A 15,489-nucleotide genomic window follows, 5' to 3' on the forward strand; every position below is an offset into this window, starting at 1 on the left:
GTCGTCACTTCGCTTTCTGCGAGAGCATCTGCGCGACGCCGTAGAGCTTGGCGAACCCCGCCGCCTCCGTCCCCGTCCACAACACGTTGGCCTCTCCGTACGTGGCCACCTTCGCGTCCATCAGCGAGTGTGGCGAACGCACGCCTTCCACGACGTGGGCGCGCGGGGTGAGCACCAGCTTCACCTCGCCCGTCACGCGGTCCTGCGAGGAGGCGAGGAACGCCTCCAGGTCCTTCACCAGCGGGTCGAAGAAGTGCCCCTCGTGCAGCAGCGACCCGTACAGGTTGCCCACCGTCTCCTTCCAGAAGAGCTGCTTGCCGGACAGCACCAGCTTCTCCAGCTCGCGGTGCGACGCGATGAGCAGGTGCGCGGCGGGCGCCTCGAAGCCCACGCGGCCCTTGATGCCCAGGATGGTGTCGCCCAGGTGCACGCCCCGGCCGATGCCGTACGGCCGGCCCACGGCGTTGAGCTTCTCCACCACGGCCACCGCGGACATCGCCTTGCCGTCGAGCGCCACCGGCACGCCCTTGTCAAAGGAGATGATCAGCGGCTGCGGCTTCAGGCCGGTGGGGATCTCGCCGCCGGGGAAGGCCGCTTCCGGCAGGGTGCTCCACGAGTCCAGCGTCTCACGGCCGCCCACGGACGTGCCCCACATGCCCTCGTTGACGGAGTACGTGCCCGTCTTCGCCGGAAGGTGGAAGCCGCGCTCCGCGAGGAAGGAGATCTCCTGCTGGCGGGAGAGCGCCAGGTCGCGGATGGGGGTGATGAGCTGCAGCTGCGGCGCGAGCGTGCGGAAGGCCACGTCGAAGCGGACCTGATCATTCCCCGCGCCGGTGCTGCCGTGGGCCACGGCCTGCACGCCCAGCTTCTCCGCCATGCGCACGGCCTCCACGGCCTGGCAGGCGCGCTCGGCGGAGACGCTCAGCGGGTAGAGCTGGCCGCGCAGCACGTTGCCGGCGATGAGGAAGCGCAGGTAGCCCTGGAAGAGGGTGTCGCGCGCGTCCACCGTGTGGTGCGCCACCGCGCCCAGCTTCTGGGACAGGGCCTGGATGCGCTCCAGCTGCTCGGGCGGGAAGCCGCCCGTGTCCACGGTGACGGTGGTGACGTCCCAGCCCTGCTCGCGCAGGTACACGGTGCAGAAGGCGGTATCGAGGCCGCCGGAGAACGCCAGCACCACGGACTTCTTGCTCATCTTCGGACTCCTGTTGCTGCGAAAGGGGTGATGAAAGGATTCAGGGGGCCCAGACGCGGGCGGCCGCCTGGGCCGCTTGCGCGTGGGTGCGCGTGAGCCAGTCGCGCGCGTCCGCCAGCTCCTCGCGCGCGGTGGCGAGGCCCAGGTTGCCGGCGCCACCCAGGTGGGTGGCCGTCAGCGCGCCGCGGTCCGGCTGGAAGGTGCCTTCGTTCAGCTGGCGGCCCACCTCGCGGTACGCGTCACGGAATGGCTGGCCCTGGGCCACGAGCGCGTAGGCGTGGTGCGCGGCGTAGAGCGTGTCGTCGCACGCCGCGCGCGCCTTCTCCACGTTCACCTTCAGCGCGGGCACCAGCCGCGAGAGCACCTCCAACAGCGCCTTCGCGCTGGTGAGGGCCTGGAGGGTGGGGCGCTTCAGCAGCTGGAAGTCACGGTGGTAGCTGGAGGGAAGCCCGCCGGCCACCGCCTCCACCTGGTGCGAAAGGCCGCGCAGCTCGCGGCAGCGGCCCCGGGCCAGCTCCACCACGTCCGGGTTCTTCTTCTGCGGCATGATGGACGAGCCGGTCGTGAAGGCATCCGGCAGGGCCAGGAAGCCGAACTCGTCCATGCTGTAGAGCTGCACGTCCCACAGCCACTTCTCCAGAGTGCCCGCCACCGAGCACGCCCAGGTGAGCAGCGCCGCTTCATGCCGCCCCCGACTGTCCTGCGCGTCGATGGGGCTGCGTTGAACGCGCGTAAAACCAAGCAACCGCGCGACATATTCACGGTCGATGGGCAGCGGCACGCCGAAGCCCGCGGCGGCGCCCAGCGGGCAGCGGTCGAGCCGCCCCCACACGCCCTTCAGCGCCTCCAGCTCCTCCAGCAGTCCCTCCGCGAACGCCATGCCCCACAGGCCGAAGGTGGACGGCATCGCGCGGCGCAGGTGCGTGTAGCCGGGCAGGGGCAGGTCCGCGTGGCTCTGCGCGAAGTCCAGGAACGTGCCCGCCAGCTCCGCCGTGCGCGCGCCCAGCGCGAGCAGCTCCTCGCGCATGAACAAGCGCAGGGCCAGCAGCACCTGATCATTCCGCGAGCGCGCCAGGTGGATGCGCTTGCCCGCCTCGCCGGTGCGCTCCACGAGCGCGGCCTCCAGCGCGGTGTGGCCGTCCTCCTGCTCCGGGCGGATGGTGAAGCGGCCCGCGCGGGCTTCGTCGTGCAGCGCGTGCAGGGCGCTCACGAGCGACGCGGCGGCCTCCGGCGCCAGCAGCCCCACGTGCGCGAGCATGCGCGCGTGCGCGGCGCTCCCCAGCGCGTCGTGCGGGACGAGCGACAGGTCCACCACCGGGTCGTCGCCCACGGTGAAGGCGTGGATGGCCGCGTCCAACGGCTGGCCCTTGCCCCACAATGTCTCAGCCACGCGACACCTCCCCGGCATAGCCGTGCAGCAGTCGTCGATAGAACGCGAGCCCCGCCTCCAGCTCCGCGCGCGTGAGGTACTCGTTCGCCTGGTGGCTGCGGAGCGTGTCGCCCGGGCCCACCTTCACCGCCGGGACGTCGCCCAGGAACGCCCAGTCGGACGTGGTGCTGGAGCCCACCGTGTCCTGGCCCGACGCCACCACCGCCGCGCGCACCAGCGGGTGCGACGCGTCCGTGCCCTTGGGCAGGTAGCGCGCGGAGTGCACCAGCACTTCACTCTCCAGCGCCTTGCCGATGTCCTCCGCCACCTTCGCGTGGTCCATGCCCGGCGTGGTGCGCAGGTCCACGAAGAACTCGCACCGGTCCGGCACCTGGTTGCGCGCCAGGCCTCCGGACACCTGCGTCACCTGTGCCCGCGCCTCACCCAGCAGCGGGTGCACGGGGAAGCGCAGCGCGGACACGGCCTGGATGTCCCGGGCCGCCTTGAGGATGGCGTTGTCCAGCCCTCCCGAATGCGCGTGCGCGACGTGGCCGCTCTTGCCATGCGCCACGCAGCGCAGGAGCAGCATGCCCCGCTGCGCCGTGCAGGGCCTGAGCGACGTGGGCTCACCCACGATGGCGGCGTCCAGCGGCCCGAGCGTGGGCAGGAGCGGCCCCAGCCCCTTTCCGCCGGTCTCCTCCTCGGCGGTGAGCGCGAAGACGTACTCGACACCCCTGGGCGCGCCGTCCTCCAGGAGCGCCTTCGCGGTGAGGAGCATGGCGGTGACGCAGCCCTTGGCGTCGTTGGCGCCCAGGCCGTAGAGCGTGTCGTCCTTCCACACGGCCTCATGCGGCTCCGTGTTCCACCCGGCGCACGGCTTCACCGTGTCCAGGTGCGAGTTCACGAGCAGGCGCTTCGGCCCGCTGCCCACGCTGAACCAGACGTTGTGGCCCTGGCGGTGCACGCGGGCACCCCAGCCTTCCGCATGGCTGGCCACGAGGTCCGCGATGCGGGCCTCGTCGCCGGAGACGCTGGGCGTGGCGACCAGCGCGGTGAGCAGCTCGGCGGGGTTCAACCCTTGGCCTCGCCGTGCTTCACGGGGTGCTCGCGCACGACCATGGTGCCGCTGCCCTCGTTGGTGAAGACCTCCTCCAATAGGGCGTCGGACTGCTTGCCGCTCACCAGGTGCACGCTGCCCACGCCGCCTACCAGCGCGTGGCGCATGGCGTGCGCCTTGGGACGCATGCCGCCCGTGAGCCGGCCCTCGGCCTCCAGCGACGCCAGGTCCGACAGCGTGGCCAGCGAGATGAGCGACGACGGGTCGGAGACGTCCTTGAGGAGCCCCGGCACCTCCACCATGAAGAAGAGCTTCTCCGCGTGCAGCGCCGCCGCCAGGGCCGCCGCCACCGTGTCCGCGTTGGTGTTGTACACGGCACCGTCCTGGCCGCCCGACAGCGGGGCGATGACCGGCACGTAGTCCGCGCCGCGCAGGTGCTCCACCACGCGCGTGTCCACGGACTCGATGTCGCCCACGAGGCCGTAGTCCACCATGCGGCCTTGCGTCTCACCGGGCTCCGTCACGAGCACGGGCGGGCGCTTGCGCGCCTTGATGAGCCCCGCGTCCACGCCGGACAGGCCCACGGCCGGGACGCCCGCGGCCTGGAGGTCCGCGAGCAGGTCCGTGTGCAGCTTGCCCGCGAGCACCATCTTCGCCGCGTCCAGCACGGGCGCGGAGGTGACGCGGCGGCCGGCCACCTTCTCGATGGGCAGGTGCAGGGCGTCACAGAGCGCGTCCAGCTCCGGACCGCCGCCATGCACCACGACGGGGCGGATGGAGAAGGCCCACAGGAGGGCGATCTGCTCGCACGCGGCCTTGCGGGTGCGCGGATCCGTCAGCACGGCCCCGCCCAGCTTCACGACGAAGGTCTTGCTGCGGAACTGCTTCACGTACTTCGCCGCGTTGCGAAGCGCGGCGTACGGATCAGGAGACAAAGGCACGGTCGGACCTCTGGAAATTCAAAAGGGGGACGGAAAGGAGGGTGGGGCGGCGGGCCGTGTCAATCAGCCGCCGCGCATCCAGGCCAGGAGGGCGCGCTGCACGTGGTAGCGGTTGCCCGCCTCGTCCACGACGCGGCTGCTGGCATGATCCAACACCTCGTCGGCGACCTCCACGTTGCGGCGCACGGGCAGGCAGTGCAGGAAGGCCGCGTCCTTCGCGGCCTTCGCCATGTGCCGGCGCGTGGGCATCCAGCCCGAGTACGACGCGAGCAGCGCCGCCACGTCCGCGGGCGAGTGCGCCGTCTGCGCGCTCGGGCCCCAGGACTTCGCGTACACGGCGCGGCTGCCCACCAGCGCCTCGTCCTGATCGTGCGTGTACGTGATGCTGCCGCCGGTGGCCCTGGCGTACGCCTCCGCCTCCGCGCGCACGGCCGGGTGCAGGTCGAAGCCCGGCGGATGCGCCACGCGCACCTCGCAGCCCGCGGCCGCCGCGGACAGGAGGAAGGAGTTGGGCACGGCCTTGGGCAGGGGCTTGATGTGCGGCGCCCAGGTGAGCGTCACCGGCAGCTTCTTCGTGGTGCCGAACGTCTCGCGCAGCGTGAGCGCGTCCGCCAGACCCTGGCAGGGGTGCTCGCGCGCGGACTCCATGCTCACCACCGGCACGGTGGCCCACTTGCGGAAGGCGTTGATGACGGGGTCGGCCTCGTCCTCCTCGTCACCGCCGCCCTGGGAGAAGGTGCGGATGCCGAGCATGTCCACGAAGCGCGACAGGACGGGCGAGGCCTCCTTGATGTGCTCCGCGCGGTCCGCGTTCATCACCGCGCCGGGCCGGTCCTCCAGCTTCCACACGCCAGAGCCCACGTCGAGCACGATGGCGTGCCCGCCCGAGCGCAGCATCACCGCCTCGAAGGACGTGCGCGTGCGCAGGGACGGGTTGAAGAACACCATGCCCAGGAGCTTCCCCGGGAAGATGTGCCCCGGATCCTTCTGCTTCCACGCGGCCGCCTGCGAGAGGACCGCCTCGACGCCTTCCGGGCCCAGGTCCTGGATGCGGGTGACATGCTTCATGGGCTTCGTGCTCCCCCGGCCGCGCTGGATGGATGGGGACTGCTGAATATGCACTTGAATTCATGCATATTCGTTGAGGAGGCGCGGATATTATGCAGAACGGCGCAGCGCACAAGAGAATTCTCAGGGGATTTTCATGCGCCTTGCGTGCGTATTCAGCCGCATGCATGGTGAACCTGAATGAACCTGGACGACGCCATTCTTGAGCTCATCTCCCGGCAGGACGTTCCGGATCAGTTCGTCCTGCAGTCGCTGCTCGAAGAGGCGGGGCACACGCCCAGCCAGTCCACGCTGTCGCGGCGGCTGAAGAAGCTGAACGTGCAGAAGGTGAACGGCCGCTATCAGCGCGCCGAGGCGCCGGTGACGCCCGTGCCGCTCGCGCCGTCGGTGACCATCATCGAGGCGCCGCCCAACATGCTCGTGCTGAAGACGGCGCCCGGCTACGCGCAGATCTTCGGGCTGGCGTTGGATCGAGAAGAGGTGGAGGGGCTGGCGGGCACGGTGGCGGGCGACGACACCATCTTCATCGCGGTGAGGGATCCGTCGTACCTGCGGGACGTGCGCGAGGCGGTGGAGGAGCTCATCCAGCGCGGCCCGTGAACGGGAAGCGGCGCACGGGCTCCCACGGGCCGCCGAGGTAGCGCCAGAGCAGGAGCGCGGGCGCGTGTGAATCGAAGGCGGCCCAGTCCGCGGCCAGCTCCGCGAGCGCGGCCTTCGCATCCTCCACGGTGGCCTTGTTCATCAGCGTGACGTGGGGGCGGAAGGGCTGCCGGTCCTGCGGCGTGAGCCACTCCGCGAACGCGCGGGACAGCTCGCGATGCACGGGAGTGAGGTCAGGCGCCTCCACGTCCACCGCCATGCCGCGTCCCAGGCTTCTCGGCTGCGTGAGGCGCAGCGTGGGCGAGCGGCGCTCGGTGGCGACCTCGAGCGCGGCCTCCACGGCGTCCTGTTCGTGCGCGGGCAGGTGGTGGAAGAGGGAGACGTGCGCCGGGATGACGTTGCGCTCGGCCGGGAAGTAGCGGCGGCGCAGGCCGTCCAGGCGCGCGAAGGCCTCCGGCTCCAGCTCGGCGGTGATGATCAGCGGGGCTTCGGAGGGCGCGGGCATGAAGGAGCACTCTTGGCACGGCGGCGCCGCGCCACAAGGTCTTCACTGCCCGCGCCGTTCGACGACGGCGTGCTCAAGCCACGGGGGGAGCGCCGGGCTCACTTCTGAGACGCGAGGAAGGCCTTCAGCGAGTCGTCGGCCTTCTTGCGGTACTCCGACAGGCGCGAGCGCTCGGCCTCGGCGAGGGCCTTCTTCACGCCCGGCGCGTCGAGGTCGCGGGTGTAGACCGGCGTGCCGGGCTGCTGGCGCCACGAGTCCGCGAGGCCGCCCACGTCGATAGCGTCGAAGCCCAGCTCCTCCACGAGCTTGATCACCTTCGCGCGGTGCTCCGGGGGATCGCCCGCGATCGGTAGCGCGATGCGGCCGGGCGTGCCCTTGGGCACCCCCTTCTCCCCGAGGCTCATGTAGAAGATGTTGTTGAAGGCCTTGATGACAGGGCGGCCGAGCAGCTTCGAGACCCACTCGCTCTCCGGCGTGCCCGCTTCGAGCTCCGGGATGCTGCCGTCGCGCACGGGGTAGTAGTTGCCCGTGTCGATGACCACGACGTCCTTCGGCACGTTCGCGAACAAGCCCTTCGGCAGGTGGGGGACCGCCTTCTGGGGAATGGTCACCACGACGACCTCGCCCGCCTTCGCCGCCTCCTCGACGGTGACGGCCTTCGCGCCCGTCTCCTTCGCCAGCTCGCGCAGCGTCTCCGGCCCGCGTGAGTTCGCGATGGACACCTCGTGGCCCAGCTGGGTCCACCGCCGCGCCAGCGTTCCGCCAATGAGCCCCGCGCCAATGATTCCGATCTTCATGTCGTCCTCCACCGGGAAGTGAGTCCCACGACTGCAAGCGCCGGTCGGATGCCTGACCTGTTTTCGCGATGCACGGCCCCAGAGGGAATTCTTCGTGAGCGCTTTGGATCACTGGCGTCGCAGGGTGACGGCCGCCTGCCCGCGGGAGCGCTGAGGCTCGGAGCCCGACGGGCTGCTAGGGTCGCGGTCCCTATGCGAACCCTCGTCGGACTGTCCACGTCGGGCTGGACGGAGAAGGCCCGGTGGGCGTTGGACCACCACCGCGTGGCCTACCGCTACCAGGACTACCTCCCGCTCCTCCAGGAGCGCTGGCTGCGCAAGCAGGTGGCGCCCGGCGAGAAGCCCTCGGTGCCGCTCCTCGTGGAGCCACCCCATCCGGCCGCGCACGGTTCGTTCGCCATCGCGAAGCGCGCCGAGGCGGTGGGGCAGGGCAGCCCGCTCTTCCCGGCCGCGCACCTGGACGCCATCACCGCCTGGAACAGCACCAGCGAGGAGGTGCTGGACGCGGCGCGCGCCTACGCCATGCCGCGCATGCTGGCGAGCTCCCGCGTCCAGGCGGAGATGCTGCCCAGGTTCGTCCCGGGCTGGCTGCGCCCGGTGTTCGCGCCCTCCGCGCGAATGATCATGCGCTTCGTGGTGAAGAAGCACCAGGTGACGGACGGCAATCCGGAGGCCATCGAGGCCGCCGTCGCTCCCGCCTACGAGAAGCTGCGCGCGGCGCTGGGCGGCCGGACCTACCTGCTGGACACGGGCTTCACCTACGCGGACGTCACGGCCGCGGTGATGCTCGTGCTGCTGGGACCACCGGCGGACCGGCACCAGCCCATGGGCCCGAACACGCGCGAGGTGTGGACCCATCCGGGGCTCACCGCCCGCTTCCCGGACCTGCTCGCGTGGCGCGACGCGCTCTACGACAAGCACCGCCGCACCTGAAAACACCACGGGCCGCCTCCCAGAAGGGAAGGCGGCCCGCCGTGAATCCCCCGTGGGTGAAGAGGACTACGCCGTCTTCTTCACGCCCTTCGTGTTGTCCACCAGCACCTTGGCGAAGGTGAGCCCGTCCGGGCCCGCGTCCGCCTGGATGTGCTCGCCCGGCGCGAACTCGCCGTTGAGCACCTTGAGCGCGAGCGGATCCAACAGGTACTTCTGCACGGCGCGCTTCAGCGGACGGGCGCCGTACGTGGGGTCGTAGCCCCGCTCCGCCAGGAGCTCCCGCGCGCTGTCCGTGAGCTCCAGCGTGAGGCGCTTGGCCTGGAGCAGCTTCTGCAGCCGGCCCAGCTGGATGTCCACGATGCGGTAGATGTCCTTCTTGCGCAGCGGCTCGAAGACGACGATTTCGTCCACGCGGTTGAGGAACTCCGGCCGGAAGTGTCCGCGCAGCGCGTCCATCACCTCGCTGCGCGTCTTCTCGTTGAGCGTGTCCGTTCCCGCCATGCCCTCCTGGATGGCCTGCGAGCCGATGTTGGACGTGAGGATGAGCACCGTGTTGCGGAAGTCCACCGTGCGGCCCTGGCTGTCCGTCACCCGGCCCTCGTCGAGGATCTGCAGCAGGATGTTGAACACGTCGTGGTGTGCCTTCTCGATCTCATCGAAGAGCACCACCGTGTATGGCCTGCGGCGCACGGCCTCCGTCAGCTGGCCGCCCTCCTCGTAGCCCACGTAGCCCGGGGGCGCGCCCACGAGCCGCGACACCGCGTGCTTCTCCATGTACTCGGACATGTCGATGCGGACCATGGCCGTGTCGTCGTCGAAGAGGAACTCCGCCAGCGCCTTGGCCGTCTCCGTCTTGCCCACGCCCGTGGGGCCCAGGAAGATGAACGAACCGATGGGCCGGTTCGGATCCTGAAGCCCGCTGCGCGCGCGGCGCACGGCGTTGGACACCGCTTCAATGGCGCTGCGCTGGCCAATCACGCGGTCCGCGAGCCGGTCCTCCATCTTGACCAGCTTCTGCATCTCGCCCTCCATCAGCTTGGAGACCGGGATGCCCGTCCACTTGGCCACGACCGCGGCGATGTCCTCGGAGTCCACCTCCTCCTTGAGGAACTTCTGGTTCTTCTGCAGCTCCGCCAGCTTCGCGTTCTGCGCCGCGAGCTCCTTCTCCAGGCCTGGGATGACGCCGAACTTCAGCTCCGCGGCGCGGTTGAGGTCGCCCTGGCGCTCGGCCGCGGCCTGGTCGTTGCGCGCCTTCTCCTGCTTCTCCTTGAGGGAGCGCAGCGCCGCGATGGCCTTCTTCTCCTCGTCCCAGTGGGCCTTGAGCGAGTTGAACATCTCGTTGAGGTTCGCCAGCTCCTTCTCGATGACGGCCAGGCGCTCACGCGAGTGCGGGTCCGTCTCCTTGCGCAGGCCCTCGCGCTCGATCTCGAGCTGCGTCACCTTGCGGCGGATGTCGTCGATCTCCGTGGGCATGGAGTCGATTTCGATGCGCAGGCGGCTGGAGGCCTCGTCGACCAGGTCGATGGCCTTGTCCGGCAGGAAGCGGTCGGAGATGTACCGGTGGCTGAGCGTGGCCGCCGCGACGAGCGCGGAGTCCTGGATGCGCACGCCGTGGTGGACCTCGTAGCGCTCCTTCAGGCCACGCAGGATGCTGATGGTGTCGTGCACCGAGGGCTCGCCCACGAACACCGGCTGGAAGCGGCGCTCCAGCGCGGCGTCCTTTTCGATGTGCTTGCGGTACTCATCCAGCGTCGTCGCGCCAATGCAGTGCAGCTCGCCGCGCGCGAGCGCCGGCTTGAGCATGTTGCCCGCGTCCATGGCGCCTTCCGCCTTCCCGGCGCCCACGAGCGTGTGCATCTCGTCGATGAAGAGGATGATCTCCCCCGCCGCGTCCGCGACCTCCTTGAGGACCGCCTTGAGGCGCTCCTCGAACTCGCCGCGGTACTTGGCGCCGGCCACCATGGCCCCCAGGTCCAGGGTGATGAGGCGCTTGTTCTTCAGGCCTTCCGGAACGTCGCCGTCCACGATGCGGCGGGCCAGGCCTTCGGCGATGGCCGTCTTGCCCACGCCCGGCTCACCGATGAGCACCGGGTTGTTCTTGGTGCGGCGGCTGAGCACCTGGATGCAGCGGCGGATCTCCTCGTCACGCCCGATGACGGGGTCCAGCTTGCCGCTCCTCGCGGCCTCCGTGAGGTCGCGGCCGTACTTCTCCAGCGCCTGGTAGGTGGACTCCGCGTCCGCGCTCGTCACGCGCGAGGAGCCACGCACCTCCTTGAGGCCCGCCTGCACGCGCTCGCGCGTCACGCCGGAGGACTTCATGGCCTCGCCGACCGCGCCCTTGTCCTGGGTGAGCGCGAGCAGCAGGTGCTCGGACGAGGTGAACTCGTCCTTCAGCGCCTTGGCCTCGTCCTCGGCCTTGTCGAAGGTCTTCATCAGGCGCTGGCTGAGCATGGCGCTCTCGCCGCCCTGGATGCGCGGGAGCTTCTGGAGCGCTTCGCCCAGCCGGCCCGCGAACAGCTTCACGTCCACGCCAATCTTGCGCAAAAGGGGTTCGACGATGCCGTCCTTCTGCCCCAGCAATGCCGCGGCGAGGTGCTCCGGCTCGTAGTGGGGGTTGTCGGCCCGGCGGGCCAGGGACTGACCCTCCTGGATCGCCTCCTGCGCCTTCACCGTGTATTTGTCGAGTCGCATGACTTCAACGTAAGGGCCGGGGTCCCCTTGGCAAGGCGACACGGCCCGTGTGGCTAACGATTTCCCCGGAATACTTTGAGCCGCTGGAAGCAGCCGGGTAATCGTGGTGGCGAAGTTGCCAGGGGGCGGGGGGGTCGGTTATAGGCGGCGCCCATCCTCGGGGGCTTCACTCTGGACGCGCACGGCGGCTATCTCGTTCGACTCGACACCTTCTCCGGGTTGGCGCTGGTGCGTCTGGCCCGGGAAGCCCTGTCGATGGACAGCGCCCCGGCCGCCACGGCGCTGCGCGTCACCATCAACCGCCGCCGCAAGGTGGTGCGCCTGGCCTTCCTGGGGCCCTTCTCCCAGGGCCGGCAGGGCGCCCACTGGTACGCGGCGCACCATGCCCTGGCCCGCCTCCTGTCCGCCGCCGCCAACGCCACCGTGCACGCCTACGTGTACGACGCGGACGAGGGCGAAGAGGTGATTGCCTACGGCAACGGCCGCCGGGTGGGGGGAGAGAAGGTGGTGTACGAGGACGCGGAGCTGCCGTGTCCCCTGGAGGAACTGGATGACGCGGCGTTCGCCCGGCTCCAGTCGCGCTGGCCCATGGGCCACCTGGCGTACGTCTTCGGGCTGACCCGGGACGAGCTCTTGCGCATGCCCCGCGCCCCGCTGGCCCACGTGCTGCCGCTGGAGGGCACCGCCGACGGCTCGGAGGCGGACGCGATGGCCTCCCTGGAGGCGCTGCTGCTGGACCCCGCGCAGCCCCGCGCGGAGACGGACGCGGGCTGAGGCGCCCGGACGTCCCTCTGCGTCAATCCCGTCCGGAGCTCAGTTGTCTTCCGTGGGCCCGTCGAGCGTGAGGATGGCGGCGCGCACGCCGTCGCTGCGGAAGTACTGGGCCAGCACCGCGAAGCCGCCGGCGACGAGCACCGTGGGCAGCACCGCGCTGAGCGTCATCAGGGACGGCACGAGCGCGTAGAGCTGCTCCGCCGTGGCCGGGTCCTGGAACTCCGGCAGGCCCTTGAGCCCCTCCACCATGGCCTGGCTGGTGTGGCGGGCCACCACGGTCCACTGGGCCCCGTCGATGGTGCGCATCAGCGCGGCGAAGATGCCCGCGGCGCCCAGCACCTGCCGGAAGCCGTCCCGGGGCATGCCGTCCGGGGAGCGGAGCATGCGGCTGGAGGCGAAGAAGAGCAGGGTGCAGGACACGGAAAGGCCCATCAGCACCAGGGCGCGGGACTCGCGCATGGGGGAGAGCGCGGACAGCTGCGCCTCCATGATGGCCTGGGTGACGGCGGGGTCCTTGCCCAGGAGCGCGATGGGGGGCGTGTGCTCCCGCTGCGCTTCCTTGTGCGCCTCGAAGTTCATCATGACGGAGGCCTCGCTGCAGGCGAGGAACCCCGTCAGGGTGGAGAGCACCAGGCACAGCGCGGCGGCGATCCGCACGCCCCGGGGCAGGGCCCCCGGGCGGGTGGCTTCAGGGGGCTTCACTTCCGGCTTGCCTCCACGTAGCGCATGCGCAGGTCGGACAGGAGGTTGTCCACCAGCTTCTCCTCCTCGGCGGTGAGGTTGCCGCGCGTCTTCTCGCGCAGCATCGCCAGGAGGTCCAGGTTCTGCCGGGCCGCCGGCAGGTCCTTCTCCATGCGGCCCGTGTCCGGGTTCGGCGCCCCCCCCAGGTGGATGAGGACGGCGGAACCCAACCCGACGACGAAGGTGCTGAACGACAGGGACTCCTCGGAGGCGGGGCTCGCATCCCCCGTCATCACGAAGGTCTCACCCCGCTTCTCCGAAGGGCTCATTCGGACGCCTTGTCCTCTTCGTCGGCCGACTCGTCCGCCTCGTCCTCGTCGGAGGCGTCGTCCGTGTCGTCCGTCTCGTCTTCGTCCTCGTCATCGAAGTCGTCGTCGATGTCGCCGTCCATCAGCGTCTCGATGGGGACGGCCTTGTCGGCCACGTCCGGCAGCTCCTCGAGGTGCTTCTTGTAGGCTTCCTCGTCCACCTGGCCGCTGCGCTGGTAGCGCTCGGCGGTGCGCTTATCGAGGTGCTTCGGGTTGATGCCTTCGGCCATGATTCAAATCCTCGGAATTGCTTGGAAAACAGCGCGGCACCTTATAGCAGGAGGGGCGCCTGTCAACGCTGGTCTCCCCAGGCCCGGAATCCGATGAACGTCTCATCCCGCCCCCCGCTTCCCCCAGGCCCCTACCTGCTGTGCGACGACAGCCTCCGTCCGGAGCTGTCGCTGGTGGACAAGGCCGGGCGCCTGCTCGACGGCGGGGCCCGCATCCTCCAGCTGCGCATGAAGCGCACCCCGCCCCGGGAGGCGCTGGCGGCGGCCCGGGCGGTGGTGGCGCTGTGCCGGCGGGCGGGCGCGGTGTGCCTGCTCAACGACCGGGTGGACCTGGCGCTCCTGTCGGACGCGCACGGCGTGCACGTGGGGGACGAGGACCTGCCCCCGGAGGCGGCGCGCGAGCTGTTGGGCCCGGACCGGTACGTGGGCGTGACGGCGCGGGGGACGGAAGGGGCGAAGGCGGCCCGGGCGGCGGGGGCGGACTACGTGGGCGTGGGGCCCTTGTTCGGCACGGCGACGAAGGTGGTGAACGCGCCGGTGCTGGGCCTGGAGGCCTTCCGGCGGGTGGTGGCGGAGAGCCCGCTGCCGGTGGTGGGCATTGGCGGGGTGGGCCTGTCGAACATCGCGAGCGTGGCGGCGACAGGGGCGCACGGCGCGGCGGTGGTGTCCGACGCCCTGCTTGCCCAGGACATCGCCGGGCGTGTGCGGCAGCTGGCGGCGGCGTTTGACAGCGCGCGGGGGACTGGCCTCTAACCTGGAGGCGGTACTCCCACATGAACCCATCCTCCTCCACGCGTCACCACGGGGCGACGCCGCGCCGTCCCAACATCGGCCTGAGCCCGGACTGGGCCCAGCCGGCTGACTCCGCCTTCCCCCGCTACGAGCTGAAGGTGCCGTACGCGGAGGCGGTGCTGCGCGCGGGGGGCCTGCCCTTCGTGCTGCCGTACACCGACGACCCTTCCTGCGTGGACGCCTACCTGGAGCGGGTGTCCGGGCTGGTGGTGACGGGGGGCGCGTTCGACATCCCCCCGTCCGCGTACGGCGAGGAGGCCCGCGAGGGCATGGGCCCGTTGAAGGAGGGCCGCACGGCCTTCGAGGCGCAGCTCATCCGGGGCGCGCTCAAGCGCAACCTGCCGGTGCTGGGCGTCTGCGGCGGCATGCAGCTGTTGGCCGTGGTGCTGGGCGGCACGCTCTTCCAGGACATCCTGCGGGAGGTGCCGGGCGCGCGCGACCACGAACAGAAGCACGACCGCACCCAGCCGCAGCACCCGGTGGAGGTGAAGAGCGGCACGCTGCTGGCGGAGGCCGTGGGGCACGGGCAGCTGATGGTGAACTCCACGCACCACCAGGCGGTGAACAGGCCGGGCACGGACGTGACGGTGAGCGCGGTGGCGCCGGACGGCGTGGTGGAGGCCATTGAGTCCACCGCGCACACGTTCGCGCTGGGCGTGCAGTGGCACCCGGAGCTGATGCTGGGGACCATCCCGGTGCACCTGGGCGTCTACAAGTCGCTGGTGCAGAAGGCGCGCGAGCACCGCCGGTGAGGCCGCGCGTCCTGCTCCTGGCGGGACTGGAGCCCACGGGCCGGGCGGGGCTGCTCGCGGACGTGGCCGCGGTGCGTGCTCGCGGCGGCGACGCGGTGGCGGTGCCCACGGCCCAGACGGCGCAGGGGGCGCACACCTTCGCGGTGGTGCCGGCGTCCCCGCGCATGCTGACCGCGCAGGTGGCGGCCGCGCGCGAGTGGGGCCCGTTCCACGCGGTGAAGTGGGGCGTGGTGCCCGGGCCCTCGCAGCTGGCCGCGGCGAAGGCGGCGCTCGGGGACGCGGACGCGTGGTGGGTGGTGGACCCGGTGGTGCGCTCGTCGCGAGGGCAGGTGCTGTCGCGCCTCACGCCCCGGCACTTCCTGGCGCTGGCGGGCCCGCGCGTGCTGGTGACGCCGAACCTGGAGGAGGCCGCGTGGCTCCTGGGCCGGTCCGCGCTGGGCACGGTGGACGACGCCCAGGAGGCGGCGGAGGCGCTGTGCCAGCGCGGCTTTGGCGCGGTGCTGGTGAAGGGCGGGCACCTGCCGGAAGGGCAGGGGCTGGCGGACGTGCTGGCCCATGCCGGGCGAACGGTGGTGATGCGGGGGCGGAGGCTGAAGCGGCCCCCGGAGCGCCGGGGCACGGGCTGCCGGCTGGCGTCCGCGCTGGCGGCGGAGCTGGGCCGGGGCACGGGGCCGGAGGCCGCGGTGAGAGCGGCCCGTGAGCACGTCACGGGCTACCTGCGCACCGGCCGGGACTGACC

At 71.0% G+C, this 15,489-nt stretch carries 17 protein-coding genes; 6 read left to right on the forward strand and 11 right to left on the reverse strand.

Annotated elements, in window-relative coordinates; translation table 11 throughout:
• Positions 1-4: 4 nt before the first annotated feature.
• The 5 genes from argG to KYK13_RS13025 form a co-directional block, all read right to left on the reverse strand.
• The gene (argG, locus tag KYK13_RS13005; protein ID WP_223644543.1) at positions 5-1,192 is read right to left on the reverse strand and encodes an argininosuccinate synthase; all 1,188 of its coding nucleotides are present in this window, start codon (positions 1,190-1,192) and stop codon (positions 5-7) included.
• Positions 1,193-1,232: 40 nt separating this feature from the next.
• A complete protein-coding gene (gene argH, locus KYK13_RS13010) occupies positions 1,233-2,582 on the reverse strand; it encodes an argininosuccinate lyase (RefSeq protein ID WP_223644545.1) in 1,350 nt (449 codons plus the stop codon).
• On the reverse strand, positions 2,575-3,636 hold the full coding sequence (locus tag KYK13_RS13015) for a M20/M25/M40 family metallo-hydrolase (protein WP_223644547.1): 1,062 nt from the start codon (positions 3,634-3,636) through the stop codon (positions 2,575-2,577). Before KYK13_RS13015 ends, argH begins: the two co-directional genes overlap by 8 nt.
• Positions 3,633-4,559 (reverse strand): acetylglutamate kinase, encoded by a 927-nt coding sequence (gene argB, locus KYK13_RS13020; RefSeq protein ID WP_223644549.1) that lies wholly within the window; start codon positions 4,557-4,559, stop codon positions 3,633-3,635. The genes KYK13_RS13015 and argB overlap by 4 nt, the downstream gene beginning before the upstream one ends.
• A gap of 63 nt (positions 4,560-4,622) precedes the next feature.
• On the reverse strand, positions 4,623-5,627 hold the full coding sequence (locus KYK13_RS13025) for an N-acetylornithine carbamoyltransferase (protein WP_223644551.1): 1,005 nt from the start codon (positions 5,625-5,627) through the stop codon (positions 4,623-4,625).
• 180 nt (positions 5,628-5,807) lie between these two features.
• Between KYK13_RS13025 and KYK13_RS13030 the strand changes: the two genes are divergently transcribed.
• Entirely contained in the window at positions 5,808-6,227 is a 420-nt protein-coding gene (locus KYK13_RS13030; RefSeq protein WP_223644553.1) for an arginine repressor, read from the forward strand.
• Here the strand turns inward: KYK13_RS13030 and KYK13_RS13035 are convergent.
• Together KYK13_RS13035 and KYK13_RS13040 are read right to left on the reverse strand one after the other, a co-directional pair.
• Positions 6,208-6,732 carry a 2'-5' RNA ligase family protein gene (locus KYK13_RS13035; protein WP_223644555.1) on the reverse strand — a complete coding sequence of 175 codons (525 nt, stop codon included), beginning with the start codon at positions 6,730-6,732 and terminating at the stop codon, positions 6,208-6,210. The two genes, KYK13_RS13030 and KYK13_RS13035, sit on opposite strands and share 20 nt — an antisense overlap.
• 98 nt (positions 6,733-6,830) lie before the next feature.
• Positions 6,831-7,529 (reverse strand): NADPH-dependent F420 reductase, encoded by a 699-nt coding sequence (locus tag KYK13_RS13040; RefSeq protein ID WP_223644557.1) that lies wholly within the window; start codon positions 7,527-7,529, stop codon positions 6,831-6,833.
• A gap of 192 nt (positions 7,530-7,721) precedes the next feature.
• Between KYK13_RS13040 and KYK13_RS13045 the strand changes: the two genes are divergently transcribed.
• Entirely contained in the window at positions 7,722-8,462 is a 741-nt protein-coding gene (locus KYK13_RS13045; RefSeq protein ID WP_223644559.1) for a glutathione S-transferase family protein, read from the forward strand.
• Positions 8,463-8,528: 66 nt separating this feature from the next.
• Here the strand turns inward: KYK13_RS13045 and clpB are convergent, their stop codons facing one another.
• A complete protein-coding gene (gene clpB, locus KYK13_RS13050) occupies positions 8,529-11,153 on the reverse strand; it encodes an ATP-dependent chaperone ClpB (protein ID WP_223644561.1) in 2,625 nt (874 codons plus the stop codon).
• A gap of 255 nt (positions 11,154-11,408) precedes the next feature.
• Between clpB and KYK13_RS13055 the strand changes: the two genes are divergently transcribed.
• Positions 11,409-11,927, forward strand: a complete 519-nt coding sequence (locus tag KYK13_RS13055) for a hypothetical protein (RefSeq protein WP_223644563.1) — start codon at positions 11,409-11,411, stop codon at positions 11,925-11,927.
• 39 nt (positions 11,928-11,966) lie between these two features.
• Here KYK13_RS13055 and KYK13_RS13060 read toward each other — a convergent pair whose 3' ends face one another.
• The 3 genes from KYK13_RS13060 to KYK13_RS13070 are packed head-to-tail and all read right to left on the reverse strand — an operon-like array spanning position 11,967 to position 13,206.
• Entirely contained in the window at positions 11,967-12,629 is a 663-nt protein-coding gene (locus KYK13_RS13060; protein ID WP_223644565.1) for a hypothetical protein, read from the reverse strand.
• The gene (locus KYK13_RS13065; protein WP_223644567.1) at positions 12,626-12,937 is read right to left on the reverse strand and encodes a DUF1844 domain-containing protein; all 312 of its coding nucleotides are present in this window, start codon (positions 12,935-12,937) and stop codon (positions 12,626-12,628) included. The genes KYK13_RS13060 and KYK13_RS13065 overlap by 4 nt, the downstream gene beginning before the upstream one ends.
• Complete coding sequence (locus KYK13_RS13070; protein WP_223644569.1) at positions 12,934-13,206, reverse strand: hypothetical protein; 273 nt, start codon at positions 13,204-13,206, stop codon at positions 12,934-12,936. The genes KYK13_RS13065 and KYK13_RS13070 overlap by 4 nt, the downstream gene beginning before the upstream one ends.
• Before the next feature lie 93 nt (positions 13,207-13,299).
• On the opposite strand from KYK13_RS13070, the gene thiE reads away from it, so the two are divergent.
• From thiE to KYK13_RS13085, 3 genes are read left to right on the forward strand one after another with little or no spacing between them, the layout of a single operon-like run.
• Positions 13,300-13,959: a thiamine phosphate synthase gene (gene thiE / locus KYK13_RS13075; RefSeq protein ID WP_223644571.1), complete on the forward strand. Its 660-nt coding sequence runs from the start codon at positions 13,300-13,302 to the stop codon at positions 13,957-13,959.
• 20 nt (positions 13,960-13,979) lie between these two features.
• Entirely contained in the window at positions 13,980-14,750 is a 771-nt protein-coding gene (locus KYK13_RS13080; RefSeq protein ID WP_223644573.1) for a gamma-glutamyl-gamma-aminobutyrate hydrolase family protein, read from the forward strand.
• The gene (locus KYK13_RS13085) at positions 14,747-15,487 is read left to right on the forward strand and encodes a bifunctional hydroxymethylpyrimidine kinase/phosphomethylpyrimidine kinase (protein ID WP_223644575.1); all 741 of its coding nucleotides are present in this window, start codon (positions 14,747-14,749) and stop codon (positions 15,485-15,487) included. Before KYK13_RS13080 ends, KYK13_RS13085 begins: the two co-directional genes overlap by 4 nt.
• Positions 15,488-15,489: the final 2 nt, after the last annotated feature.

It is taken from the genome of Corallococcus sp. EGB (genome assembly GCF_019968905.1).
Lineage (GTDB): Bacteria > Myxococcota > Myxococcia > Myxococcales > Myxococcaceae > Corallococcus.